The organism is Streptococcus sp. 20925_1_44 (genome assembly GCF_041432435.1).
Taxonomy (GTDB): domain Bacteria; phylum Bacillota; class Bacilli; order Lactobacillales; family Streptococcaceae; genus Streptococcus; species Streptococcus infantis.
Genome location: NZ_JAPVZQ010000001.1, coordinates 488,684 through 510,639 on the forward strand (window position 1 = coordinate 488,684; position 21,956 = coordinate 510,639).

The following is a 21,956-nucleotide window of genomic DNA, read 5'->3' on the forward strand; positions in this document are numbered from 1 at the left end:
TGAAATCAATCATTACTTGTGGAAAAGGAGTAACTATGCTAAAACTTGGTATCATAGGAACTAGTTCAATCAGCCATCATTTTCTAGAGGCTGCCCATACTAGCGGGAAATTTCAACTGGGTGCAGTCTATTCTAGAAAAATAGAAACCGCAGAAAAGTTTGTTGAACAGTATCAAGGCGTTAAGCTATTTGATCAGTTAAATGATTTCTTTAATGATTCATTCGATGTGGTATACATTGCTAGTCCGAATTCCCTGCATTTTAGTCAAGCAAAGATGGCTTTAACTGCTGGAAAACACGTTATCCTTGAAAAACCAGCTGTCACTCAACCACAAGAATGGCAGGAATTAGTACAAACGGCTAAAGATAATAAATGTTTTATCTTTGAAGCGGCACGTAATTACCACGAAGAGGCTTTCGCTACAATTAAAGATTTTCTTGCAGACAAATATGTTTTAGGAGCAGACTTTAACTACGCTAAATATTCATCTAAGATGCCTGAACTCCTTGCTGGCAATACTCCTAACGTTTTCTCAGACCGTTTTGCTGGCGGAGCTCTCATGGATTTAGGAATTTACCCACTCTATTCTGCTATTCGCTTATTTGGGAAGCCAACTCGTGCAACTTATCAAGCTCAGCAACTAGACAACAGTATTGATCTAAACGGAGACGGTATCCTCTCCTATCCTGACTATCAAGTACATATCAAAGCAGGAAAGAATATCACTTCTAATCTTCCTTGCGAGATTTATACGACTGACGGCACCTTGACGCTCAATACAATCGAGCATATCCAATCAGCTGTTTTTATAGACCATCAAGGAAATGAACTTCAACTTCCTATCCAGCAGGCACCTCACACTATGACTGAGGAAGTTGCTGCTTTCGCACATATGATCAAACAACCAGACCAGGCACTTTACCAATCTTGGATTGATGATGCGACACACGTCCACAACCTACTTTACACCATGCGCCAGAATGCTGGCATTAGATTTGAGGCAGAAAAATGAAAACCAAACTACCTACCGAATGGCAAGAATTGATTGACCAACTGGGATTCCAAGAATTTACCCCCATTCAAATTCAACTTTTTCAACCTATAACAGAAGGTGAAAACCTACTTGGAGTCAGTCCAACTGGAACAGGGAAGACTTTAGCCTATCTCCTACCTAGTCTTCTCAAACTGCAAAAGAAAAAAGCCCAACAATTATTGATTTTAGCACCTAATACTGAGCTTGCTGGACAAATTTTTGAAGTCACTAAAACCTGGGGTGAGGCTATCGGATTAACAGCTCAGCTATTTCTATCCGGTTCGAGCCAGAAACGCCAAATTGAACGACTTAAAAAAGGACCAGAAATCCTGATTGGAACACCTGGTCGTATCTTTGAACTCATTAAATTGAAAAAAATCAAGATGATGAATGTGGAAACAATCATTCTTGATGAATTCGACCAGCTCCTTGATGATTCTCAAATCCACTTTGTAGAAAAGATTACCCACTACGCACCTCGTGACCATCAACTTATTTACATGAGTGCCACTACCAAATTTGACCAAGATAAGATTGCACCTAACACGCGCATCATTGATCTATCAGACCAAAAGTTAGACAATATTCAACATTTCTACATGCAAGTAGACCAACGTCACAGAGTAGATATGCTTCGTAAACTGGCACAGGTTGAAGATTTCCGTGGTCTTGTCTTCTTTAATAGCTTGTCAGACCTTGGAAGCGCCGAGGAAAAATTACAATATCGTGATGTTTTAGCAGTTTCGCTAGCTAGCGATGTCAACGTTAAATTTAGAAAAGTTATTCTAGAAAAATTCAAAGATAATCAACTGACACTACTTCTTGCCACAGACCTTCTCGCTCGTGGTATCGACATTGATAGCTTGGAATGCGTGATTAACTTTGACGTCCCTAGAGACACGGAAACTTACACTCACCGTGCTGGACGTACAGGACGCATGGGCAAAGAAGGCTATGTCATCACTCTTGTGACACATCCAGAAGAGCTTAAAAAACTGAAGAAATTTGCAAGTGTACGTGAAATCGTCCTGAAAAATCAAGAACTCTATATCAAATGAGAGTGGGACAGAAATCGGTAATTCGTTAGAATTCGATTTCGTCGTCCCACCTCCGCACAGTTGAGTAGGGCTGTAAAAGCTGATGAAATCAGCGTAGTAGAGCCCACTCAACCACTGCGTCTTGCTCGACAATCCAAAGCCAATTGAGAGGCTAGGACTTTTGTCCCAGCCTCTTTTTCTTATCCCCAAGTAATTTCTAAACGATAGTCGGCAAATGGAACTCCTTCTTTGTTTTGTAGTTGGTAGGCTAGTTCAATCTTCCCTTCACTAACTTCATAGTGGCTTGTTTGGATGACAAACTCCTGCATACCCATAGGTGTTGGAATATAGGCTAAACTATCAGAATCCTTGAGAAAACGCATGATGGTCTTGGGATTTGAGAAACGTGACATGACCAGTTCCTCCCCATTAAATTTCAAAACTACTTTTTCTTGGTCTTCATTGAAAAAAAGGAGATAGGAAAAATCGCCCTTTTCCCGTAATTCAACATCATAAAGTTGGTCGATTACTTCCAATTGTTCATCGAACTTGATGGTATTTCTCATTCTTATCTTCACAACTATTCCTCTTTCTTCTCACTTATCCCTACTATTTTACCAAAAAGGCAAGGAATTTGCTATAATGGTCTTATGAATGAAAAAGTATTTCGTGACCCAGTTCACAACTATATCCACGTTAATAATCAAGTCATTTATGACCTGATCAATACCAAAGAATTTCAGCGGCTTCGTCGCATCAAACAGCTTGGAACATCTAGCTATACTTTCCACGGTGGAGAGCATAGCCGTTTTTCTCACTGTTTGGGTGTCTACGAAATTGCTAGGCAAATCACGGAGATTTTTGAGGAGAAATATCCTGAGGAATGGGATTCTAACGAGTCACTATTAACCATGACTGCGGCTCTTCTACATGATCTCGGACACGGTGCCTACTCTCATACTTTTGAAAATCTCTTTGACACCGACCACGAGGCCATTACCCAGGAAATTATCCAAAGCCCTGATACAGAGATTCATCAGGTTCTTTTGCAGGTTGCACCGGACTTTCCAAAAAAAGTAGCCAGCGTTATCGATCACACTTATCCAAACAAACAAGTGGTTCAGCTCATTTCTAGTCAGATTGATGCAGACCGTATGGACTATCTCCTTCGCGACTCCTACTTCACCGGTGCTTTTTATGGCCAGTTCGATCTGACACGTATTCTTCGTGTCATTCGTCCTGTTGAAAATGGCATTGCCTTTCAGCGTAATGGGATGCATGCCATCGAGGACTATGTACTCAGTCGTTACCAGATGTATATGCAGGTTTATTTCCACCCAGCCACACGCGCCATGGAAGTCCTTCTGCAAAATCTTTTGAAACGTGCCAAGGAGCTCTATCCTGAAAATAAGGACTTCTTTGCCCTTACGTCCCCACATCTACTACCATTTTTTGAGAAGAAGGTAACCTTATCTGACTATCTTGCACTTGACGACGGGGTAATGAATACCTATTTCCAACTCTGGATGACTAGTACAGATAAAATTCTAGCCGACCTTTCCCAACGTTTTATCAATCGTAAGGTCTTTAAATCTATTACTTTTTCTCAGGAAGACCAAGACCAGCTTGAAATCATGCGAAATTTCGTAGAAGAAATTGGTTTTGACCCCAACTACTACACAGCTATTCATAAGAATTTTGACCTTCCTTACGATATTTATCGACCAGAGTCTGAAAATCCTAGAACACAGATTGAGATTGTTCAAAAAAATGGTGAACTGGCAGAACTTTCTAGCTTATCTCCTATAGTTCAGTCTCTTGCAGGGAGCCGTCACGGTGACAACCGCTTCTACTTCCCTAAAGAAATGCTTAAGCAAAACAGTATTTTCACAAATATCATTCAACAATTTTCTCATTTGATTGAGAATGATCATTTTAATCCAGACAAGAATTAACAGAGGAAATTTATGAGTATAAAACTAATCGCCGTCGATATTGATGGTACCCTGGTTAATAGCAAAAAAGAAATTACTCCAGAAGTTTTTGCAGCTATTCAAGATGCCAAAGCAGCTGGAGTCAAGGTTGTCATTGCAACAGGACGCCCCATCGCTGGTGTTGCCAAACTCCTTGATGACTTGCAGTTGAGAGATGAAGGTGACTATGTTGTGACCTTCAACGGTGCCCTAGTTCAAGAAACCGCTAATGGCCATGAGATTATCAGCGAATCCTTGACTTACGAGGACTATCTGGATATGGAATTTCTCAGCCGTAAACTTGGAGTCCATATGCATGCTATTACCAAAGACGGCATCTACACTGCCAATCGCAATATCGGAAAATACACCGTACACGAATCAACCCTCGTCAGCATGCCAATTTTTTATCGTACACCTGAAGAGATGGCTGATAAAGAAATCGTCAAATGTATGTTTATCGACGAACCAGAGATTCTCGATGCTGCTATTGAAAAGATTCCAGCAGAATTTTACGAGCGATACTCTATCAACAAATCTGCTCCATTTTACCTAGAACTCCTTAAAAAAGATGTAGACAAGGGATCTGCTATCACTCACCTAGCTGAGAAACTTGGACTAAGCAAAGATGAAACTATGGCGATCGGGGATGAAGAAAATGACCGTGCCATGCTAGCAGTCGTTGGTAATCCCGTTGTTATGGAAAACGGAAACCCAGAACTCAAAAAAATCGCCAAATACATCACCAAAACAAATGATGAATCCGGCGTAGCCCATGCTATTCGTACGTGGGTCTTGTAAACTGAATAGAATATAATAAAAGCACCCCAGAAGTTAGAGAAAAAGTCTAACTCCTGGGGTGTTTTAATTACAGATTACTCTTCTGAGTTTCTTTTTATTTTTGGAATTTTCTTATCGTCCAGTTTAGGAATCCCCTTGTTCTCAATCTTGGGAAGGTTCTTTAGTTCTTCAAGAGTCGGTACTTTCTGGTATACCTTAGCAGGCCTATAGAGTAAAGCAAACGAAAAGAACAAGGCTATAATGCTTCCAATAGCTGCTATGTTCCGTTTGCTCGCTTCTGTCGAAGGAACCTCAGCTCCACTTGTACTAAGGTCCTTCCATTCAGGATGCTCTGCTTCAATCGCTTTTTTCTCTTCCCAAAGTGGAACGAGTAAGAAATGGTTGAACGGAACAACTGTAGCCATAGCTGTCGCGCCTAGCGGGATAAATCTATTGAGATTTATGATGAGCAAGATACTTAGGATAGAAAATAATACGAATAGAAGGATTACTAATACTAGGCGAATTTTATATTCTTTTTTTATTCGAAGGTATTCTTCTTGGGACATCTAACATATTACCTCTTTCTCCAAAATTCTATACATCTGAAAAGCATTAGTCCAGTGACTCCTGCTGTAAATCTTTGATAAACTTCACAACTTGACGGTTTCCAATCCTAACATGATAGCCACCGCTATTATTGACTAGTTTATCCCCTTCATATCGATCAATCTTTACTGCATAAAGACCGCTTGGCAAGGGTTGATTGTTAAAAAACTCTTTCATTTGCGATTCAAGGTCTTCAAGATAGGCATCATATAACTGATCCTTCTTGTCTTCTGGAGTGTAGTATCGAAATTGAAATTCTGGTATAAAAATATCTTTTTGGAAAAGATATTGAGCATCCATAGGATACATCCCTTGTAATGCTTGTCCATTTCTTTGATTTTCCTCTAATATTTCATCATAAAGATACATGTTGCCAGATTTACTATTAAATTTAAAATCAATCCCTTCGTACTTCAAAGCAGTCATTTTAGGATCTGTTATTGAAGTGTCCAATGTTTTTAAAAACTCACTGGTGCCTGGACTTATTTCAATCCCTAGATAGGCTAATTCTGGAAAAGCCTGATAAATTTTTTTGTTTTGTTCATAATCTACTTCTGCATCCGTCTTTTTATACTTTTTGTTTTCCGAAGGACGAGTATAGTATTCAAAACGGGAATTAGCTTGATAGGTTTTACCATCTATATTTTCAGTGTAAGTACCATGGATTACAAATCCTCCTACACTTGTATAGTTTTTTTCGTATTTTTCTAACTCAAACTGACCTTTAAGACCGTAGTTCTTATAAGAACGATGTACAGCTTGCTCAAGTTCATTCCGACTTGCATGGGCAAATAGACCCCACATATCCATCATTGCAAGAATAGGACTAAGGATTATGAATATTGCGAATAGTATAACCATGGATAAGCATCCAATTAATAAGCCTTTTTTCATCTCTTTCTCCTAAACATTCTATGCCTATTATATCATAAAAAAGAGAGCGGTTTCGCTCTCTTTATCGCTCTGTAAGTCCTGCTCTCAAGATCATATCTTTAAAAGCTCTATTCACTCGGGTTAGATTATCTGCATCGATTTTTTTGATTGAGATGAACTAATCTGCGATTGAATTGCAGCTTCTTGACTAGCATTTGACATAATTCCTCCCCTTAAATTTACTATTTATAAAATGCATTCAATATAAATACCATTGTCAACAAGATGGGTGTCAAAATTAATGTTGCCATACATATCCATACTTGATGCTTATACACTACTTCCATACCACTGTATCTCTCAACAAAGGACTCTTTGGGACAAGCAGGGTTATACCAAACAGTCATCTTTGAGCCCTTTGGAAAAGCATCTTCCAAAACACGTGTAACAGAAACGACCGAATTTCTATAAATTGTTATCTTTTGAGCTAATAACTCCGACCTAGAAGTGGCTTGTACACTCTTCCAAGGAACTGATATGAGAGTGACTCTATGGTAGTCCAGATTTCTTTGATAAGTTCGCCCATCAACTTTATATTCAACAATTGGAGGACCTGCCGGTTTTGAATACTTGTATCCTACTACAATTCCCTCAACGCATGCCGTAGATAAATTTTTTATCCTTAGTTCTCTTTTGTAAAAATAACGGAAAAAGAAAAGTACAGATGAACAGAGTAATAAAATTCCAAATAGCAACAAAAAATAAAGCTTTAAATCTGACATATAGTTCCCCTACTTCATTTGAATATCTGATATACTTAGGTTCATTTTTCTTTCATCTACAATCTTTGTAACAATCGATTTCTGTTCAGTTGTTAAAGGAAGTAAGAAAATTGTTGCAGATTGTGTAGGTAGCTCCCCGCTTTCAGAAATCTTGTATTCAACTAATTCATTTTGGTAGATTTGCTGTCCCGCATAACTCCAACTAATTTTAAATTTAGCATCATGATTAATGTCAGTATCCGTCTTGTTTAATATCATAAATACTGCATACTCCTGCTCATTAAATGTATATGTACTACCAGAATAGTATAGAGTAACTTCTCCTTGATAACCTACCTCAGGATGTTCTTCAATTAATTTCTTTCCAAACTCTATTAATTCCGATGTTTTACCTTCATATTGTGGTGCTACTACAAATTTCAATTTTTTATCCTTCTTAACAACCGTCTCATTTTTACTAGTCTCGTTTTTCCCAGTTTTATTTCCGTTTGCGCATCCTCCGAGTATTAGCAACAAAATTATAAAAAGTACTTTCTTCATTTTTCTCCCCCAAAAACAACAAAATCTATGTCTATTATACCACAAAAGAGAGCGGTTCCCCTCTTTATTTATTTCCATATAATACTCTTATAACACACAACTAGCATCTTGTGAGCTAGAAGAAAAAATAAAGGTAAAGAAAAAGCAAGCCTAATAGCTTGCTTGATAGTTAAGGAATTAAAAATTGATTTTCATAGTCTTTTGGGAGCTTATAAGATATTTCTCCATTGCCATTACCAAATCGACTTTGATTAAAAATTGGAAATAGCTTGGAGTCGTAATTCGTTTTTATAGCAAAACGTTCATTTTCAAAACTAATAGTTGCAGCTACTGACGGATCCTCAAAAACCGTTTGTTTCCCTTGGGAATGCAAACGAACGTTTATAGTAGCTATTTCTTCAGGATATTTCTCAAATCGAATATCAAAACGAATGTCTCTACCTATCGAAGGAGTGTATATTTGATGTTTACTTACACTTACACTGATACTTTGAATCTTTCCTAATTTCTGTTCCAATTCTGGGTCGTTTCTATACAGGTTGGCTTGGATAGCTAGTTTGAAATTTTCCTCATGTTCTTGTAGCCATCTGTTAAGTAAACCAATCATAATTTCTTTTTGAACTTTCGAGGATACATCCTTGCCTTTGTTAACAGAAGCATTCAAAAGATTATTCATCGTTTCATTCAATTTATCATGCTCTCTCTTCCAATCCCATGAGGGATCACTTGATACCTCTACTACTGATAAGTACCATCTCCTCATAGTTTCAGGAGATTTATAAGGATTTGGTTTTATAAATGTAAAAGGACCTATACCAGCATCAGGAAAGACTAATTCTACTTTCATTGACTGCTTGCGATTATTATTAGCATAGGCTGTAAAGGAAATATGATAATTTCCACCTACATCTCCACCATTATCAAAGCCTCCCCTGGCAGAACCTGGTAAAAGCGTCACTGACTTTATATATTGCCCTTGACTGTCTATGTCTGCAATAATTTCTTTCTTGATAGAATCCTCATGATCATGAATAAACTTACCAGTGTTCCCAATCGGTACCCTAATAAACAAATAAGACAAAGCAATAATCATAAAGGGAACGGAAATCGCAAGGAATATCCACTTGTTCGATTTTAACATACTATCTCCTAATGCTCATTAAAAATCAGTTATAAAACAGCATTTATATTGCTTTTTAACTTATAAACTTCTCTATTTTTTCAAAAATGAGTTCTTGTTTTTCGTAACTTTCTCTGAGTGGTAACATACCTAAGATTACCGTAAAGAAACCCAAAAATAAAATACTATTAATGATAAGGATAGAGGCCTCTGTTCCATTATCAGTAAATATATAAAATCCTAAACATCCTATAACTGCAACAAAAAGAATAGGCAGAAGTTTATACAGTTTTAACTGACGTTGTGAGCTTGCTAATTTGAAAACTATTTGATACTTCGTTCCTTTACTTGACAGCTTTTGTTGAAGATTGTGACGAACTACAAAAGCAATGAACCTGAAAGTAAGATAAGCTAGGACAATAGAGAGGAAAAATAATCCTAATTTAAAAGAAATATTATGGCTAATGTAATAACTCTTAAAAGCATTCGTAACAATCCCATAACCAGCTCCTCCTATTGCTACACCTATTCCAATACCAAGAGATTTGCTCATAGTTGGAGCTAATCTCTCAAAACTCGTATCTCTTTTATCTAACTTCAAGCATTTAGCTGTGATTTCACTAGGAAGAGAACCCCAGAAATAAGTTTTAGGACTAATGCTAGTCATATCCAAAAGATATTTTTCACCTTTAAATTCTACAATTTTATGAAACGTTTTATTTGTTTCTTTAAATTTTAATTCCATATTTACAACTCTTCAATTTCAGTCAACGTCATTGTTTTATAGTAGTCTGGTATTTGTGGCATTCTTAATAGTACAAAGGCCCACCATGAAATCATACCATTTATCACCAATATAGCACTTTCATAACCACTATTCAGTCCCATAAAAAATGCCAAACATATAATGTTAATTCCTAGTGTGAAAAACAACCAATCAATTATTCGTTTCCCTTTTGGTTCAAAAACAAGTCGACAACGTTTACTATTTGGCGGGATTCTTGATTCGAACTTTCGTACTGCAACTTTTTCATACCAGACAGCCATAAGATAAGACAAAAATACAGAGAAAGCAAACAGCACTAATTTCAGTAAAATTTGCTCACTAATTCCCCAACTAATAAATGCATCTTTCATCAATCTATGAGAAAAAACCACAAGTGGTTGAACCATGATGACTAAAGCAGTAGACGCGTTCAAGGGTGTCTTTGATTTTATTCTAAAACTATCATTAGATGGAGATAACTCAACCATTTCAGCAGAAATCTCTTTAGGAAGTAAGCCGAAAAAATAGGACTTACCTTTTATAGTAGTAGAATCTAAAATATATTTTTTATTTTTAAACTCAACGATTCTAAAAACTGCTATATTCGAATATTTAAATTTTAATTCCACATTTACCACCCAAACTAAACCTATTCAGCGCAAAAAGTATAGAAAACATTAGCGTTTCACTAACAAGCCAAAATAAGCCTTTTTTCATCTCTTTCTCCTAAACATTCTACGTCCATTATACCACACCATGGATATCTTATGAATGGTTCAAAATTTGGTCAAAGAAAAAACACTGGTAATCCAGTGTTTTTGTGACTAGTACTGCACCCTGCAGGAATCGAACCTGCAACTACTCCTTAGGAGGGAGTTGTTATATCCATTGAACTAAGGGAGCTAGAGAAAAACCCTGCCTTGCAGCAGAGTTTTTTCATCGAATTAACGACGGATTTCTTTGATACGAGCTGCCTTACCTTGAAGAGCACGCAAGTAGTACAATTTCGCACGACGTACTTTACCGTAACGAACAACTTCGATCTTTTCAACACGTGGAGTGTGGATTGGGAAGATACGTTCAACACCTACACCGTTAGAGATTTTACGAACTGTGTAGTTTTCTGAGATGCCAGCACCTTTACGTGCAATAACAACACCTTCAAAGATCTGAACACGTTCACGGTTTCCTTCGACAACTTTCGCGTGTACACGAACAGTGTCACCAGGACGGAATGAAGGGATATCTGTACGAAGTTGACCTTCAGTCAAGCTTTGGATTAATGGATTCATTTTATTCTCCTATCTTTGTCAATCTTGAGGAAACTTCCTCAGCGGATAAACTGTATTTTTGTGCGTCCATTACACACAAGATACAGTTTATCAAATTTCCTAGAAAAAGTAAAGAAATTTAAAGCAAAATTCCCAAAAAAATTGCAAGAAAACCAAGCAAATAGGTTAATAATAAATAACTATAAAATGCCTTCTTGTCATTGATCAGTCTTTGGAGTTCATCATTCAAAGTTGAGAAAGTAGTCAAACCACCACAAAAACCAGTCGCAAGTATAGAATAGACTTCTTTTGACTCCACATAGTTATAGCATAATCCAATCAAAAAACAACCTAGAAGATTAGCTATGAGTGTTCCTAGTGGTAGCACTGACCCTTGATTATAACGGGAAAAGAAATAACGAACAAGGGCACCCAGTCCACAAGCAAGCGCTAGATAAAATACTACCATTTCTTCCTCCCTAGACAATAAGCTAATAAAAGTCCGCCACCAATGCTCAAAAGCAAATACATCACCAAACTAAGGTATCGTCCTGTGTCCAGCAATTTCACAGCATCTAATAGGAGACTAGAAAATGTCGTTAAGCCACCACAGAATCCTGTTCCAAGCGCTAGAATGGTGCCTTTACTACTTCCCTTATAAACCAGATAACCTTTTACAAGGTAGACAAGGCAAAAAATTCCTAAATAGTTGACTACTAGTGTTCCCCAAGGGAAGTCTGGACTAGATGGCAACCATCTCGAAATCTGAAAACGCACAATTCCTCCCAGCATACCAGCTAGAAAGATTCCTAGAGGGTAAAATTTTTCTTTTTTCATTTGAACGTTTTATCCTGATAATCACGTGAACGTTTGAGAATATCTGAAAAAGTCGCAACAATTGTATCTTCGTATTTTTTATTGCCTACACGACTTTTGACTTTTTCAAAGATAACTTCTTCTCTTTTAGTATCTAGAATAGGTTTTCCTGAAGCTTTTTTATAGGCAACTACTCCTTCAACTAAATGCATCCTCTCTTCTAAAAGTTGAACGATCTGGTCATCGATTTTATCGATTTCTTGTCGAATAGTATCTAAATCCATAGAGTCTCCTTTTTAATTGAACTATTGTACCAAAAATGCACTAAATAGGCTAGTAAAGTCCTAATCCTGCTTAATAAAAACTGCACTGACAATTTTCATCAGTGCATTTCATGCTTATCCTACTTTAGCAGCTAATTCTTCCGCGAATTGTTCCAAGCGTTCAATATCTTCTTCCTCAGCAGAAAGGTCAACTTTAACGCACTCTGAACCCTTTTCAGCTCCAGTAGCGATAAATACTCGGTCGAAGTCATCAACAGCTTTACAGAATTCATCGTAGAAAGTATCACCTGATCCGACTACACCATAGATTTTCCCACTCAAGTTGAGGTCTGCTAGATCTTCGTAGAAGTCCATCATCTCATCTGGTAATTCTCCATCTCCGTAGGTATAGGTTGCGACAATGGCGATGTCTGCTTCTAAAAAGTCAGAAGCGTCAACGGTTGTACACTCATCAACATCCACTTCTAAACCACATTCTCTTAATTTATCTGCTACAATATCAGCGATTTCTTCAGTATTACCGGTCATACTGGCAAATACAATTTTTGCTAATGCCATAAGGTCCTCCTCAATTAATCTTTCTCCATTATATCACATCTTTTTCATTTTAAAAATAAAAACTCTTGTGCTAAAATGAAATGAGAAAGAATTGAGGTTATTTATGGAGATTTGCCACCAAATTTTAGAAAAAATCAAAGCATACAATACTATTATCATCCATCGTCATATGAAACCAGATCCTGACGCTCTGGGGAGCCAGGTAGGTTTAAAAGCCTTGCTTGAGCATCATTTTCCAGAAAAAACGATAAAAGTAGTTGGTTTTAATGAACCAACCTTAACTTGGCTTGCTAAAATGGATCAGGTAGAGGACACAGACTATCAAGGTGCACTTGCCATTATCTGTGATACAGCAAACACAGCACGTATTGATGATAAACGATACACTAAGGCTGAGTCAATTATCAAAATTGACCACCATCCAAATGACGAAGTCTACGGCGATCTTGTTTGGGTAGACACGAACTCTAGTAGTGCGAGTGAGATGATTGCTCTCTTTGCTGAAGCAACTAACTTAGAATTATCCGACTACGCTGCTAAAATGCTCTGCGCTGGAATTATTGGTGATACCGGCCGTTTTCTCTACCCTTCTACTTCTGCACGCACGCTTCGTATCGCAAGTCAACTCAGAGAACATAACTTTGACTACGCTGAATTAACTCGTAAAATGGATACTATGAGCTTTAAGATTGCCAAACTGCAAGGTTATGTCTATGATCACTTAGAAGTTGATGAAAATGGTGCTGCTCGTGTTATTCTCACCCAAGAAATCTTGAAGAAATACGAAGTTACTGATGCGGAAACAGCAGCCATCGTTGGCGCTCCAGGCCGTATTGATACTGTTAGCCTTTGGGGAATTTTTGTGGAGCAAGCAGATGGTCACTACCGCGTACGTCTTCGCAGTAAATTTGTCCCAATCAATGAAGTTGCAAAAGAACATGATGGCGGTGGCCATCCTCTTGCTAGTGGAGCTAATTCCTATAGTTTAGAAGAGAATAAGCTCATCTACCAAAAATTAAAAAACTTGCTGAAAAATAGATAAAAAGCTTGCCAAACTTTTCAGAATCTGATAGACTAGTATAGTAACAATCTATGGCTCGCAAAGAGACCATGGCAGAAAGGAAATATTGCAAAATGAAAAAAGATATCCATCCAGAATATCGCCCAGTTGTCTTCATGGACACAACTACTGGTTACAAATTCCTTAGCGGTTCAACAAAACGCTCTAGCGAAACTGTTGAGTTCGAAGGCGAAACTTACCCATTGATCCGTGTGGAAATTTCATCAGACTCACACCCATTCTACACTGGACGTCAAAAGTTCACTCAAGCAGATGGACGCGTGGATCGTTTCAACAAAAAATACGGTCTCAAATAATCAACCGCATCACTTGTATACGGTTAAACGAAAACAACTTCGATTCGGAGTTGTTTTTTTGTTGCTTTCATGATCATCATCGATGAGTTTTTCAAATGTAGTTCGACTAGAAGTACTATTTTAACTTTCCCTACTACTTTCATGCTCCCTACAAACAAAAAAGCCTGTCACTTAATATGACAGACTTTTTATAAAATCATTATTTAACGGCTTCTTTAAGAGCTTTACCAGCTTTGAATGCTGGAACTTTAGAAGCTTTGATTTTGATTTCTTTACCAGTTTGTGGGTTGCGACCTTTACGAGCTGCACGTTTACGAACTTCGAAGTTACCAAAACCGATCAATTGAACTTTTTCACCAGCTGAAAGGAATTCAGTTACAGCTGCGAATACAGCGTCAACTGCTGCTGCTGAATCTTTCTTAGTCAATTCTGTAGCTTCTGCTACTTTAGCGATCAAATCTTGTTTGTTTGCCATGTTAATGAATCCTCCAAAATTATTTCTAATTAACACTTATAATCATAACCTAAAATTGCTTTTAGGTCAAGTCAAAAACACGTTTTATCTCAATTTTTCTTCATTTTTTTAGGAATTATAGCGAATTAAGATCGCCCAGGCGTTTTCTCCGGTGTGAGTTTGGATAATTGAGCCTGTTTCTAGGACTGAAATCGGTTTTTCAACGTAAGGTTGTAGAACAGCTTTCATCTCGTTTGCAAATTCATTTGTACCTGCATAAGAAATACCAATCTCAGCTACTGAACGATTTGAAAGAGTGGCTACTAACTCATCCAACCATTTCTTAAAGGTTTTTGAACCACGGCCTTTGACAATCGGTTGAAGCTCATGGTCTTTCATTTGCATAACTACTCGAATATTAAGTAAAGAGCTCAGCAAACCAGTAACACGGCCAATGCGACCACCTTTTACAAGATTTTCTAAAGTTGAAACACCGATGTAGAGTTCAGTGTGATTTTTTACGTCCTCTACATGGGTTAGAATAGTTTCAAGGTCTTTTCCTTCTTGAGCTAGTTTAGCAGCTTCCACAACTTGGAACTTCAAGGCCTGATCTGTGAATGAACTATCCAAAACAGTGACATCTGCTGTTGACAAACTTGCTCCTTGACGAGCCGCTTCAACAGTTCCTGATAAAGCATGGGACATGTGAATAGCTAGAATCTGACTACCATCCTTACCCAAATCATCAAAAATTTCTGCAAAGAGTCCCACTGGTGGTTGACTAGTCTTAGGAAGATTTTTACTAGCTTGCATCAAGCGAAGAAATTCTCCTTCTTCGAGATCTGCATCTGAATAAAGGACACTATCAATCATTACAGATAGTGGAACAACAGTAATATCAAATTCTTTAACCACTTCCGGTTCAATAGTAACCGAAGAATCCGTTACAATTTTTACTTTTGTCATTTTGCCAATCTTTCTATTTTTACTATTGTTGATTATTCAACTTATAACTATAACAATTATATCAAAAAAATACTAAAAGTTCATACTCAATCCATCTAAATTTAAAGTAATTTATACTCCTTTTTAATAAAAAAAGAAAATCACCTATAGTTGGTGATTATCTTTTGTATTTAAGATAAATAATCATACAAATCTTGCATTTGTAAATCATCGGGTACTAATTGGAGATAGGATTGAATGTAGTCTTTTGCTTCTTCTAGCTTACCGAGTTCTCTTAACAAATAAATAAACTGTTCCAAAAACTCTGGATTATCCTTGAGTTCAGTAGCAAGTTCCTTATAGAGATCATATGCTGCATCTAATACTTCAGTTTCTTGATAGCTTCGAGCAATCATCCATTTAGTCAAGACATTTTCAGGTTCATAGACTGCTAAAGCTAGAATGTCTTCGTATCTGTCTTGTTCTTGGTAGATGGTAGCTAAGCGTAGCAAAATCTCTTCCTGGTCATCAGCATTTTCTTGTGCTTGAATCAGATAAGCTTCTGCTTGCTCAGGTTGATGCAACTCATAAGATAGCTGAGATGCAAGGAGTAAGAGCCGAGTTTCAAAAGGATTTTTTGACAAGCCCTGTTGAGCTATTTTAAGAGCCTCTTCAGTCTGATGCTCCTTATGCAGTGCTTGACTATAACCATATTCATAACCCTCAAAATCTGGAGAAATAGTGTCTAGTTGTTTAAAGTATAGTAAGGCTTTCTGGTAGTCCTCTTGATCAAAATAGAGACTTGCAAGCTCAAATGCTGTTTGGTCATCATATTCTAATTCTAAGGCTTTTTCTAAAAATTCTATAGCAGATTCAAACTTACCTAAACGTGCATAGGCAAGACCTATTCTCTGATAGGTCGAAATTCCAGTTTGATCGTAGATAACTCGATTATCTAATTGAGCATAGCCCTTAATGGCTTCTAAATCGTTTCCTAGCTCACTATCTAGTTCAGCTAGTCCAAATATCAGGAGAGGGTCATCAGAGTAGCTACGAGCTTCTAAGAGCTTCTCACGCGCAACATCTGTCAATCCTTCCATCTGATATAAATCTGCTTTTAAGGCAAGAGCAGATACGTACCATTCACTCTCCGGACCAATATTCTCTAAGTAATCAAAAGCTTCTTCGATAAGTCCATCTTCACCAGCAATAGCAGCTAAATTGATGTAGACTTCTGGGAATTTCGGTGCTAATTTCTCATAGATTTGTGCTGCTTGTGGGAAAAAACCAATCCCTTCCAAATAAGCAGCAAGTTCAAAAAGCACTTCATCTGAATCTTCTTCTAAAGCTTTTTGGAAAAAAGATTCTGCTTTTGATAGATCTTGTTGCTCCAAAGCTTCGAGCATTTGTTGACTATTGTTCACCTTCAGTCTCCTCTACTGGCTCATAAAGTCCACTAACTCCTTTATACCAATCAAAAATTTCTGAGATAACTACTTTTGCAGAAGCGTAGATTGGAATACCTAGCAATACACCCCAAATACCGAACATAGAACCTGAAGTTAACAGTACAAAAAGAATCGTAATTGGGTGAATATTTAATTGGCTACCTAAAATCAGTGGAGAAACAAAACGTCCTTCAATAGTTTGCTCTACAATGAAAACGATAATAACTTTTAAGAGCATAACAGGACCAGCAATCAAACCCAAAACAAGGGCTGGAATCATTGCAAGAAAACTACCTAGATAAGGAACTAAATTGAGAATACCGGCTGTAATACCTAAAGTAACAGCATAACGAAGTCCAATAATCTTGAATAAGATAATAAACATGATGGCGACGATTACAGCCACTGTAATTTGCCCTCGAACATAATTGGAAAGTTGTTGATTGACTTCTGAAAGAACCTTACCAACTGGTTCTCTCAATTTATTTGGTAAGAATTGAGTAATATAGTCTCTAAGTCCTTTTCCATCTCGAAGGAGATAAAAGAGCATAAATGGCATGATGATCAGAGCGACAATGACCTGTGACGTTCCACTGATAAGAGCACTCACCCAGTTAACAGCCTTAGAAGAAATATTACTTGCCCAAGCAGTTGCTTGTGTTGAAAAATTAGCTAAAACTTGCTCCAGTTGGGGTCTAAAGTCATCTGGCAAACGCTTGGTTACAAGGTCATTAATGACTCTATCAGCATCCTCGAGATAACTTGGGACATTTTGCGCAAAAATTACTACTTGACGTTGAAGGTTTGGAATTGCAACGGCTAGTCCAATAATCAAGAGTATGGCAATAATGATAAAGATAATACTAATGGCTAAGACACGGTTAATCTTGTACTTCTCCATCAGATCTACTAGTGGATTTAAGAGGTAAAAAAGTAGACCCGATAAGATAACCGGCAACATTACTACTGATAAAAAGTCTATAACTGGGAAAAATAAAAAGCTAATTTTACTGAGAATAAAAATATTGAGACCTAATAACAAGGTCACCAAAAAAACAGTGATCGCTTTATTGTCTAAAAACCATTTAAAAAACCAAGATAAGGTAAAGTGTTTCTCTTTTTGTTCCATTTTTTCTTCCTTTCCTTTGTCCTAACATTATACCATGTTTTAATAAAAATAAGGGTATTTTATAGTCTTTTAGCAAGGGATAAATTTGTCTTCTTGACAAGGGAAGAGCTGTTTGACTGACTTAGATTTTTCATCAAGCAGGCCTTTTTATGTTATAATTGAATTATCTTTTTCTAGAGGTATGAATATGAAAGAAATAGTATATTTTGGAACCTATACACGACGTATTTCTCAAGGGATTTACAAGGCTGATTTTGATACTGAGACTGGCAAACTCTCAAATCTAGAACTATTTGCAACCGAGCCAAGTCCAACCTACTTAGCCTTTGATCAGCATCAGCATCTCTATACTGTCGGAAGCCATGATGACAAAGGTGGAATCGCAGCATACAGAACTGATGGTGCCCTCCTGAATCACGTCGTTGAAGAAGGTGCTCCTCACTGCTACGTTGCAGTCGATGAGACACGGAGTCTAGTCTATGGCGCTAACTATCATAAAGGTCAAGTTCTAGTCTATAAACGTAAAGAAGATGGCTGTCTTGAATTGGCAGACAAAGTTCAACACACTGGCCATGGTCCACATGAAAACCAAACTTCTCCCCACGTACACTACACCGATTTAACACCAGACCAATATTTGGTAACTTGTGACTTAGGTACTGACGAGGTCATTACCTATGATGTCAATCTAGAAGGAAAGTTGACCAAACTAGCAACTTATAATTGTAATCCTGGCGCTGGTGCTCGTCACCTTGTTTTCCACCACCACTACAAGATTGCTTATCTCATCTGTGAACTCAACAGTACGATTGAAGTATTGATTTACGATGGAGTCGGAGAATTTGAACAAATGCAGGTCATTTCAACCTTACCAGATGACTATAGTGGCTTTAATGGTACTGCAGCTATTCGTCTTTCTAAAGATGGCAAATTCCTCTACGCTTCTAACCGAGGCCATGATTCTATCTCTGTTTATAGCATTTTAGCAGATGGAAGCTTGGAATTATTAGAGATTGTTCCAACCAATGGGAAAAATCCACGTGATTTTGATTTGTCACCTGACCAAGAATTCCTTATCGCTGTTCACCAGGATTCTGATAACGCGACAGTCTTTAAGCGCAATCCTGAAACTGGTAGACTGGCAGAAATCTCTAATGAATTTCATGTTCCTGAAGCAGTCTGCATAAGTTTCAATAAATAGGACATAAAAAAATGAACTTGATTTAACAAGTTCATTTTTTATTTTATAATTTATTTCCGACATTAATACGGTTAATAGCACGTTGCAATGCAATTTTAGCACGGCGCTCTTGATCGATTAAGTGTTTGTCTTGTGCTTCTTCGATTTCACGTTCTGCACGAAGTTTAGCACGTTCTGCACGACTAACATCAATATCGCGCGCACGTTCAGCTGAGTCAGCAATAATGGTAATGACATTATTAGCAATCTCAATGATTCCTCCGTTTACTGCAATCCAGTTCACATGAGTATCATCATCGATGCGTTTAACCTTAACTTCATCAACTGCTAGAACCGCAATCATATTTTCATGTCGTGGCAAGATCCCCATCTCACCATCCAGAGTTCGTACCGATACAAAGCTGGCATGGTGATCATAGACGAGGCCATCTGGTGTCACGATCTGGACAGTTAAATGTGCCATAGATCACCTCTTAAAATCCCATTTTTTCAGCCTTAGCAATAACATCTTCGATTGAACCTACTCCACGGAAGGCATCTTCTGGCAAATGATCGTATTTACCGTCAAGAATCTCCTTGAAGCCACGAACAGTTTCAGCTACTGGAACATAAGATCCTGGTTGACCAGTAAATTGTTCTGCAACGTTGAAGTTTTGTGACAAGAAGAACTGAATACGGCGTGCACGAGCAACCAAAGTCTTTTCTTCATCAGAAAGTTCATCCATACCAAGGATGGCGATGATATCTTGCAACTCATGGTAGCGTTGAAGAACACGCTTCACTTCAGCAGCTACTGCATAGTGCTCTTCTCCAACAATTTCAGGTGCCAAGGCACGTGAGCTTGAAGCAAGAGGGTCAACGGCAGGGTAAATCCCCAATTGAACCAATTTACGTTCCAAGTTAGTTGTTGAGTCCAAGTGAGCGAAGGCTGTTGCTGGCGCTGGGTCAGTATAGTCATCCGCTGGCACATAGATAGCCTGGATAGAGGTTACAGAACCCTTCTTAGTTGACGTGATACGTTCTTGCAATTGACCCATTTCTGTTGCGAGGGTTGGTTGATAACCAACGGCTGAAGGCATACGCCCCAAAAGGGCAGATACTTCTGAACCAGCTTGTGTGAAACGGAAAATGTTGTCAATGAAGAGAAGAACGTCTTGACCTTCTACATCACGGAAGTATTCAGCGATTGTCAAACCAGTAAGAGCAACACGCATACGTGCTCCTGGTGGCTCATTCATCTGACCAAATACCATGGCTGTTTTTTCGATAACGCCTGATTCTTTCATTTCCCAGTAAAGGTCATTCCCTTCACGAGTACGTTCCCCAACACCAGTAAATACTGAGATACCACCGTGTTCTTGGGCAATGTTGTGAATCAATTCTTGGATCAATACGGTCTTACCAACTCCGGCACCACCGAAGAGTCCGACCTTACCACCTTTAAGGTAAGGGGCAAGAAGGTCGATAACCTTGATCCCTGTTTCTAGAATTTCTGAAGAGGTAGACAATTCATCAAAAGTTGGTGCTTTTTTATGAATTGGCTGACGCTCTGCATCTTCACCAAAAGGAGCTTCCAAGTCAATGGTATCTCCCAAAACGTTGAAGACACGTCCTAGAGTTTCTTTCCCAACTGGTACTGAGATTGGACGGCCTGTGTCCAATACTTCCAAACCACGGGTCAAGCCATCAGTTGATTCCATAGCGATAGTACGAATCATACCATCTCCCAACTCCAAGGCTACTTCAAGGACGATTTTTGTTTTTCTTTCGTCATTTTTGTAGACGACAAGTGCATTATTAATCTCTGGTAGTTTCTCACCTGCTGCAAACATGACGTCTACAACGGGACCGATAACCTGAGCAATTTTACCTGAACTCATCTACTTCTCCTATTCTGTATAAGATACTGTCGGTTCCTAGCTCAACTAGGTCCTAATACTCTTCGAAAATCTAATTCAAACCACGTCAGCGTCGCCTTACCGTACTCAAGTACAGCCTGCGGCTAGCTTCCTAGTTTGCTCTTTGATTTTCATTGAGTATAAGTTCATTTTCATACGAGCTGGACTAGAACCTATTCTAAAGCACTAGCTCCTGCTACGATTTCTGTAATTTCTTGTGTAATCGCCGCCTGTCTGGCACGGTTATACTGGATAGTCAAATCATTGATAACTTTTTTAGCATTATCTGTAGCTGTTTGCATAGCCGTCATCCCTGCCGCATTTTCAGCTGTCTTCGCATCAATTATAGCACCGTAAATCATACTTTCTGCAAACTGTGGCAATAGTTGATCCAAGATTTCTTCACGACTTGTTTCAAGCTCAAATGTCAAGCTGTAGTTATCATCTGCTTCATTTGGGTCCAAGTCGACAATTGGAAGCATCTGCTCCACACGCATTTGACTTGTCAGTGTATTCACGTGGTGGTTGTAGCAAACATAGAGCTCATCGAAAAGTTCATTTTGATACATTTCAATGGTTTTTGAAATAATCTTGCGAACTTCATCGAAGCTTGGTTGACTGGCTAGACCACGCAATTCATAAATTGGCTGAATACCACGAGCTTTAAAGAAGTCTGCTCCCATCCCACCGATACAGATGACTTCAAAATCATCACCTGAAGGATGGTATTCTTGTTGAAGTTCCATGACAGCCTTTAAGATTGAAGAGTTATATCCTCCAACAAGACCACGGTCAGATGTAATGACGATATAGCCTGTTTTTTTGACAGGGCGACTAATCAACATTGGATTTGTTGATCCGCCAGCACCATCTCCGTGAAGGATGTCTGTAAGGAGTTTACGGACTTTTTGAGCATAAATCTGGAAGTTGCGTGCAGCTTCTTCAGAACGACCTAACTTAGCTGCAGAAACCATCTGCATGGCGTTAGTAATTTGACTAGTATTTTTCGTTGAGGCGATTTTTGTTTTAATATCATTTAGAGATACTGCCATCTGACACCT

The 21,956-nt window shown here is 38.2% G+C and carries 27 protein-coding genes and 1 tRNA gene; 7 read left to right on the plus strand and 21 right to left on the minus strand.

Features of this window, described 5'->3' with window-relative positions:
- The first annotated feature begins 35 nt into the window (after window positions 1-35).
- Together O3643_RS02285 and O3643_RS02290 are read left to right on the plus strand one after the other, a co-directional pair.
- Window positions 36-1,013: a Gfo/Idh/MocA family protein gene (locus tag O3643_RS02285; protein WP_371499566.1), complete on the plus strand. Its 978-nt coding sequence runs from the start codon at window positions 36-38 to the stop codon at window positions 1,011-1,013.
- Entirely contained in the window at window positions 1,010-2,092 is a 1,083-nt protein-coding gene (locus O3643_RS02290; RefSeq protein ID WP_371499568.1) for a DEAD/DEAH box helicase, read from the plus strand. The genes O3643_RS02285 and O3643_RS02290 overlap by 4 nt, the downstream gene beginning before the upstream one ends.
- A 179-nt stretch (window positions 2,093-2,271) precedes the next feature.
- On the opposite strand, the gene O3643_RS02295 is transcribed toward O3643_RS02290, so the two are convergent.
- Window positions 2,272-2,649 carry a DUF1934 domain-containing protein gene (locus O3643_RS02295; protein WP_371499570.1) on the minus strand — a complete coding sequence of 126 codons (378 nt, stop codon included), beginning with the start codon at window positions 2,647-2,649 and terminating at the stop codon, window positions 2,272-2,274.
- Window positions 2,650-2,721: 72 nt separating this feature from the next.
- On the opposite strand from O3643_RS02295, the gene O3643_RS02300 reads away from it, so the two are divergent.
- A complete protein-coding gene (locus O3643_RS02300) occupies window positions 2,722-4,026 on the plus strand; it encodes an HD domain-containing protein (protein WP_371499572.1) in 1,305 nt (434 codons plus the stop codon).
- A gap of 12 nt (window positions 4,027-4,038) precedes the next feature.
- Window positions 4,039-4,845, plus strand: a complete 807-nt coding sequence (gene yidA, locus O3643_RS02305) for a sugar-phosphatase (protein WP_006152355.1) — start codon at window positions 4,039-4,041, stop codon at window positions 4,843-4,845.
- A gap of 74 nt (window positions 4,846-4,919) precedes the next feature.
- On the opposite strand, the gene O3643_RS02310 is transcribed toward yidA, so the two are convergent.
- The 13 genes from O3643_RS02310 to O3643_RS02370 all read right to left on the minus strand — a co-directional run bounded on the left by O3643_RS02310 (window position 4,920) and on the right by O3643_RS02370 (window position 12,443).
- The gene (locus tag O3643_RS02310; RefSeq protein WP_371499574.1) at window positions 4,920-5,393 is read right to left on the minus strand and encodes a hypothetical protein; all 474 of its coding nucleotides are present in this window, start codon (window positions 5,391-5,393) and stop codon (window positions 4,920-4,922) included.
- A 46-nt stretch (window positions 5,394-5,439) separates the two neighbouring features.
- Entirely contained in the window at window positions 5,440-6,327 is an 888-nt protein-coding gene (locus O3643_RS02315; RefSeq protein WP_371499576.1) for a hypothetical protein, read from the minus strand.
- 221 nt (window positions 6,328-6,548) lie between these two features.
- Window positions 6,549-7,088 carry a DUF3592 domain-containing protein gene (locus O3643_RS02320; protein ID WP_371499578.1) on the minus strand — a complete coding sequence of 180 codons (540 nt, stop codon included), beginning with the start codon at window positions 7,086-7,088 and terminating at the stop codon, window positions 6,549-6,551.
- A gap of 9 nt (window positions 7,089-7,097) precedes the next feature.
- Window positions 7,098-7,628 carry a hypothetical protein gene (locus O3643_RS02325; RefSeq protein WP_371499580.1) on the minus strand — a complete coding sequence of 177 codons (531 nt, stop codon included), beginning with the start codon at window positions 7,626-7,628 and terminating at the stop codon, window positions 7,098-7,100.
- A gap of 169 nt (window positions 7,629-7,797) precedes the next feature.
- Window positions 7,798-8,769: a hypothetical protein gene (locus O3643_RS02330; protein WP_371499582.1), complete on the minus strand. Its 972-nt coding sequence runs from the start codon at window positions 8,767-8,769 to the stop codon at window positions 7,798-7,800.
- A 55-nt stretch (window positions 8,770-8,824) separates the two neighbouring features.
- Window positions 8,825-9,493, minus strand: a complete 669-nt coding sequence (locus O3643_RS02335; protein WP_371499584.1) for a hypothetical protein — start codon at window positions 9,491-9,493, stop codon at window positions 8,825-8,827.
- 2 nt (window positions 9,494-9,495) lie between these two features.
- Entirely contained in the window at window positions 9,496-10,152 is a 657-nt protein-coding gene (locus O3643_RS02340) for a DUF443 family protein (RefSeq protein ID WP_371499586.1), read from the minus strand.
- Between the two features lie 193 nt (window positions 10,153-10,345).
- Window positions 10,346-10,417, minus strand: a tRNA-Arg gene (locus tag O3643_RS02345).
- Window positions 10,418-10,458: 41 nt separating this feature from the next.
- Window positions 10,459-10,806 (minus strand): 50S ribosomal protein L19, encoded by a 348-nt coding sequence (gene rplS, locus O3643_RS02350; protein WP_001068670.1) that lies wholly within the window; start codon window positions 10,804-10,806, stop codon window positions 10,459-10,461.
- Window positions 10,807-10,924: 118 nt separating this feature from the next.
- Complete coding sequence (gene crcB, locus O3643_RS02355) at window positions 10,925-11,254, minus strand: fluoride efflux transporter CrcB (RefSeq protein WP_004253364.1); 330 nt, start codon at window positions 11,252-11,254, stop codon at window positions 10,925-10,927.
- Complete coding sequence (gene crcB / locus O3643_RS02360) at window positions 11,248-11,622, minus strand: fluoride efflux transporter CrcB (RefSeq protein WP_004253361.1); 375 nt, start codon at window positions 11,620-11,622, stop codon at window positions 11,248-11,250. Before crcB (O3643_RS02360) ends, crcB (O3643_RS02355) begins: the two co-directional genes overlap by 7 nt.
- Window positions 11,619-11,885: a chorismate mutase gene (locus O3643_RS02365; protein ID WP_004253358.1), complete on the minus strand. Its 267-nt coding sequence runs from the start codon at window positions 11,883-11,885 to the stop codon at window positions 11,619-11,621. Before O3643_RS02365 ends, crcB (O3643_RS02360) begins: the two co-directional genes overlap by 4 nt.
- Window positions 11,886-11,999: 114 nt before the next feature.
- Entirely contained in the window at window positions 12,000-12,443 is a 444-nt protein-coding gene (locus tag O3643_RS02370; RefSeq protein ID WP_004253355.1) for a flavodoxin, read from the minus strand.
- 103 nt (window positions 12,444-12,546) lie between these two features.
- Here O3643_RS02370 and O3643_RS02375 point away from each other — a divergent pair, with 103 nt between their 5' ends.
- Both O3643_RS02375 and O3643_RS02380 read left to right on the plus strand, forming a co-directional pair.
- Window positions 12,547-13,485, plus strand: coding sequence for a bifunctional oligoribonuclease/PAP phosphatase NrnA (locus tag O3643_RS02375; RefSeq protein WP_371499589.1), 939 nt, complete (start codon window positions 12,547-12,549; stop codon window positions 13,483-13,485).
- Window positions 13,486-13,577: 92 nt separating this feature from the next.
- A complete protein-coding gene (locus O3643_RS02380; RefSeq protein WP_004253349.1) occupies window positions 13,578-13,820 on the plus strand; it encodes a type B 50S ribosomal protein L31 in 243 nt (80 codons plus the stop codon).
- A gap of 199 nt (window positions 13,821-14,019) precedes the next feature.
- Here the strand turns inward: O3643_RS02380 and O3643_RS02385 are convergent, their stop codons facing one another.
- From O3643_RS02385 to O3643_RS02400, 4 genes are all read right to left on the minus strand, one after another.
- Window positions 14,020-14,295 (minus strand): HU family DNA-binding protein, encoded by a 276-nt coding sequence (locus tag O3643_RS02385; RefSeq protein ID WP_004253345.1) that lies wholly within the window; start codon window positions 14,293-14,295, stop codon window positions 14,020-14,022.
- A 108-nt stretch (window positions 14,296-14,403) separates the two neighbouring features.
- Window positions 14,404-15,240, minus strand: coding sequence for a DegV family protein (locus O3643_RS02390; RefSeq protein WP_049495720.1), 837 nt, complete (start codon window positions 15,238-15,240; stop codon window positions 14,404-14,406).
- A 170-nt stretch (window positions 15,241-15,410) separates the two neighbouring features.
- Complete coding sequence (locus O3643_RS02395) at window positions 15,411-16,643, minus strand: tetratricopeptide repeat protein (RefSeq protein WP_371499592.1); 1,233 nt, start codon at window positions 16,641-16,643, stop codon at window positions 15,411-15,413.
- On the minus strand, window positions 16,633-17,796 hold the full coding sequence (locus tag O3643_RS02400) for an AI-2E family transporter (protein WP_371499594.1): 1,164 nt from the start codon (window positions 17,794-17,796) through the stop codon (window positions 16,633-16,635). Before O3643_RS02400 ends, O3643_RS02395 begins: the two co-directional genes overlap by 11 nt.
- 187 nt (window positions 17,797-17,983) lie before the next feature.
- On the opposite strand from O3643_RS02400, the gene O3643_RS02405 reads away from it, so the two are divergent.
- On the plus strand, window positions 17,984-18,997 hold the full coding sequence (locus O3643_RS02405) for a lactonase family protein (RefSeq protein ID WP_371499596.1): 1,014 nt from the start codon (window positions 17,984-17,986) through the stop codon (window positions 18,995-18,997).
- A 43-nt stretch (window positions 18,998-19,040) separates the two neighbouring features.
- Here the strand turns inward: O3643_RS02405 and O3643_RS02410 are convergent, their stop codons facing one another.
- From O3643_RS02410 to O3643_RS02420, 3 genes are all read right to left on the minus strand, one after another.
- A complete protein-coding gene (locus tag O3643_RS02410; RefSeq protein ID WP_006148659.1) occupies window positions 19,041-19,460 on the minus strand; it encodes a F0F1 ATP synthase subunit epsilon in 420 nt (139 codons plus the stop codon).
- Window positions 19,461-19,470: 10 nt separating this feature from the next.
- Window positions 19,471-20,877, minus strand: a complete 1,407-nt coding sequence (gene atpD, locus O3643_RS02415) for a F0F1 ATP synthase subunit beta (RefSeq protein ID WP_036757320.1) — start codon at window positions 20,875-20,877, stop codon at window positions 19,471-19,473.
- 191 nt (window positions 20,878-21,068) lie between these two features.
- Window positions 21,069-21,947: a F0F1 ATP synthase subunit gamma gene (locus O3643_RS02420; RefSeq protein WP_004253324.1), complete on the minus strand. Its 879-nt coding sequence runs from the start codon at window positions 21,945-21,947 to the stop codon at window positions 21,069-21,071.
- Between the last annotated feature and the right edge of the window lie 9 nt (window positions 21,948-21,956).

Bases quoted from the DNA above. Each gene is read 5' to 3' on its own strand.
- O3643_RS02285 (WP_371499566.1), top strand. From the start codon at position 36: ATGCTAAAACTTGGTATCATAGGAACTAGTTCAATCAGCCATCATTTT.
- O3643_RS02290 (WP_371499568.1), top strand. From the start codon at position 1,010: ATGAAAACCAAACTACCTACCGAATGGCAAGAATTGATTGACCAACTG.
- O3643_RS02300 (WP_371499572.1), top strand. From the start codon at position 2,722: ATGAATGAAAAAGTATTTCGTGACCCAGTTCACAACTATATCCACGTT.
- yidA (WP_006152355.1), top strand. From the start codon at position 4,039: ATGAGTATAAAACTAATCGCCGTCGATATTGATGGTACCCTGGTTAAT.
- O3643_RS02310 (WP_371499574.1), bottom strand. From the start codon at position 5,393: ATGTCCCAAGAAGAATACCTTCGAATAAAAAAAGAATATAAAATTCGC.
- O3643_RS02315 (WP_371499576.1), bottom strand. From the start codon at position 6,327: ATGAAAAAAGGCTTATTAATTGGATGCTTATCCATGGTTATACTATTC.
- O3643_RS02320 (WP_371499578.1), bottom strand. From the start codon at position 7,088: ATGTCAGATTTAAAGCTTTATTTTTTGTTGCTATTTGGAATTTTATTA.
- O3643_RS02325 (WP_371499580.1), bottom strand. From the start codon at position 7,628: ATGAAGAAAGTACTTTTTATAATTTTGTTGCTAATACTCGGAGGATGC.
- O3643_RS02330 (WP_371499582.1), bottom strand. From the start codon at position 8,769: ATGTTAAAATCGAACAAGTGGATATTCCTTGCGATTTCCGTTCCCTTT.
- O3643_RS02335 (WP_371499584.1), bottom strand. From the start codon at position 9,493: ATGGAATTAAAATTTAAAGAAACAAATAAAACGTTTCATAAAATTGTA.
- rplS (WP_001068670.1), bottom strand. From the start codon at position 10,806: ATGAATCCATTAATCCAAAGCTTGACTGAAGGTCAACTTCGTACAGAT.
- crcB (WP_004253364.1), bottom strand. From the start codon at position 11,254: ATGGTAGTATTTTATCTAGCGCTTGCTTGTGGACTGGGTGCCCTTGTT.
- crcB (WP_004253361.1), bottom strand. From the start codon at position 11,622: ATGAAAAAAGAAAAATTTTACCCTCTAGGAATCTTTCTAGCTGGTATG.
- O3643_RS02365 (WP_004253358.1), bottom strand. From the start codon at position 11,885: ATGGATTTAGATACTATTCGACAAGAAATCGATAAAATCGATGACCAG.
- O3643_RS02370 (WP_004253355.1), bottom strand. From the start codon at position 12,443: ATGGCATTAGCAAAAATTGTATTTGCCAGTATGACCGGTAATACTGAA.
- O3643_RS02375 (WP_371499589.1), top strand. From the start codon at position 12,547: ATGGAGATTTGCCACCAAATTTTAGAAAAAATCAAAGCATACAATACT.
- O3643_RS02380 (WP_004253349.1), top strand. From the start codon at position 13,578: ATGAAAAAAGATATCCATCCAGAATATCGCCCAGTTGTCTTCATGGAC.
- O3643_RS02385 (WP_004253345.1), bottom strand. From the start codon at position 14,295: ATGGCAAACAAACAAGATTTGATCGCTAAAGTAGCAGAAGCTACAGAA.
- O3643_RS02390 (WP_049495720.1), bottom strand. From the start codon at position 15,240: ATGACAAAAGTAAAAATTGTAACGGATTCTTCGGTTACTATTGAACCG.
- O3643_RS02400 (WP_371499594.1), bottom strand. From the start codon at position 17,796: ATGGAACAAAAAGAGAAACACTTTACCTTATCTTGGTTTTTTAAATGG.
- O3643_RS02405 (WP_371499596.1), top strand. From the start codon at position 17,984: ATGAAAGAAATAGTATATTTTGGAACCTATACACGACGTATTTCTCAA.
- O3643_RS02410 (WP_006148659.1), bottom strand. From the start codon at position 19,460: ATGGCACATTTAACTGTCCAGATCGTGACACCAGATGGCCTCGTCTAT.
- atpD (WP_036757320.1), bottom strand. From the start codon at position 20,877: ATGAGTTCAGGTAAAATTGCTCAGGTTATCGGTCCCGTTGTAGACGTC.
- O3643_RS02420 (WP_004253324.1), bottom strand. From the start codon at position 21,947: ATGGCAGTATCTCTAAATGATATTAAAACAAAAATCGCCTCAACGAAA.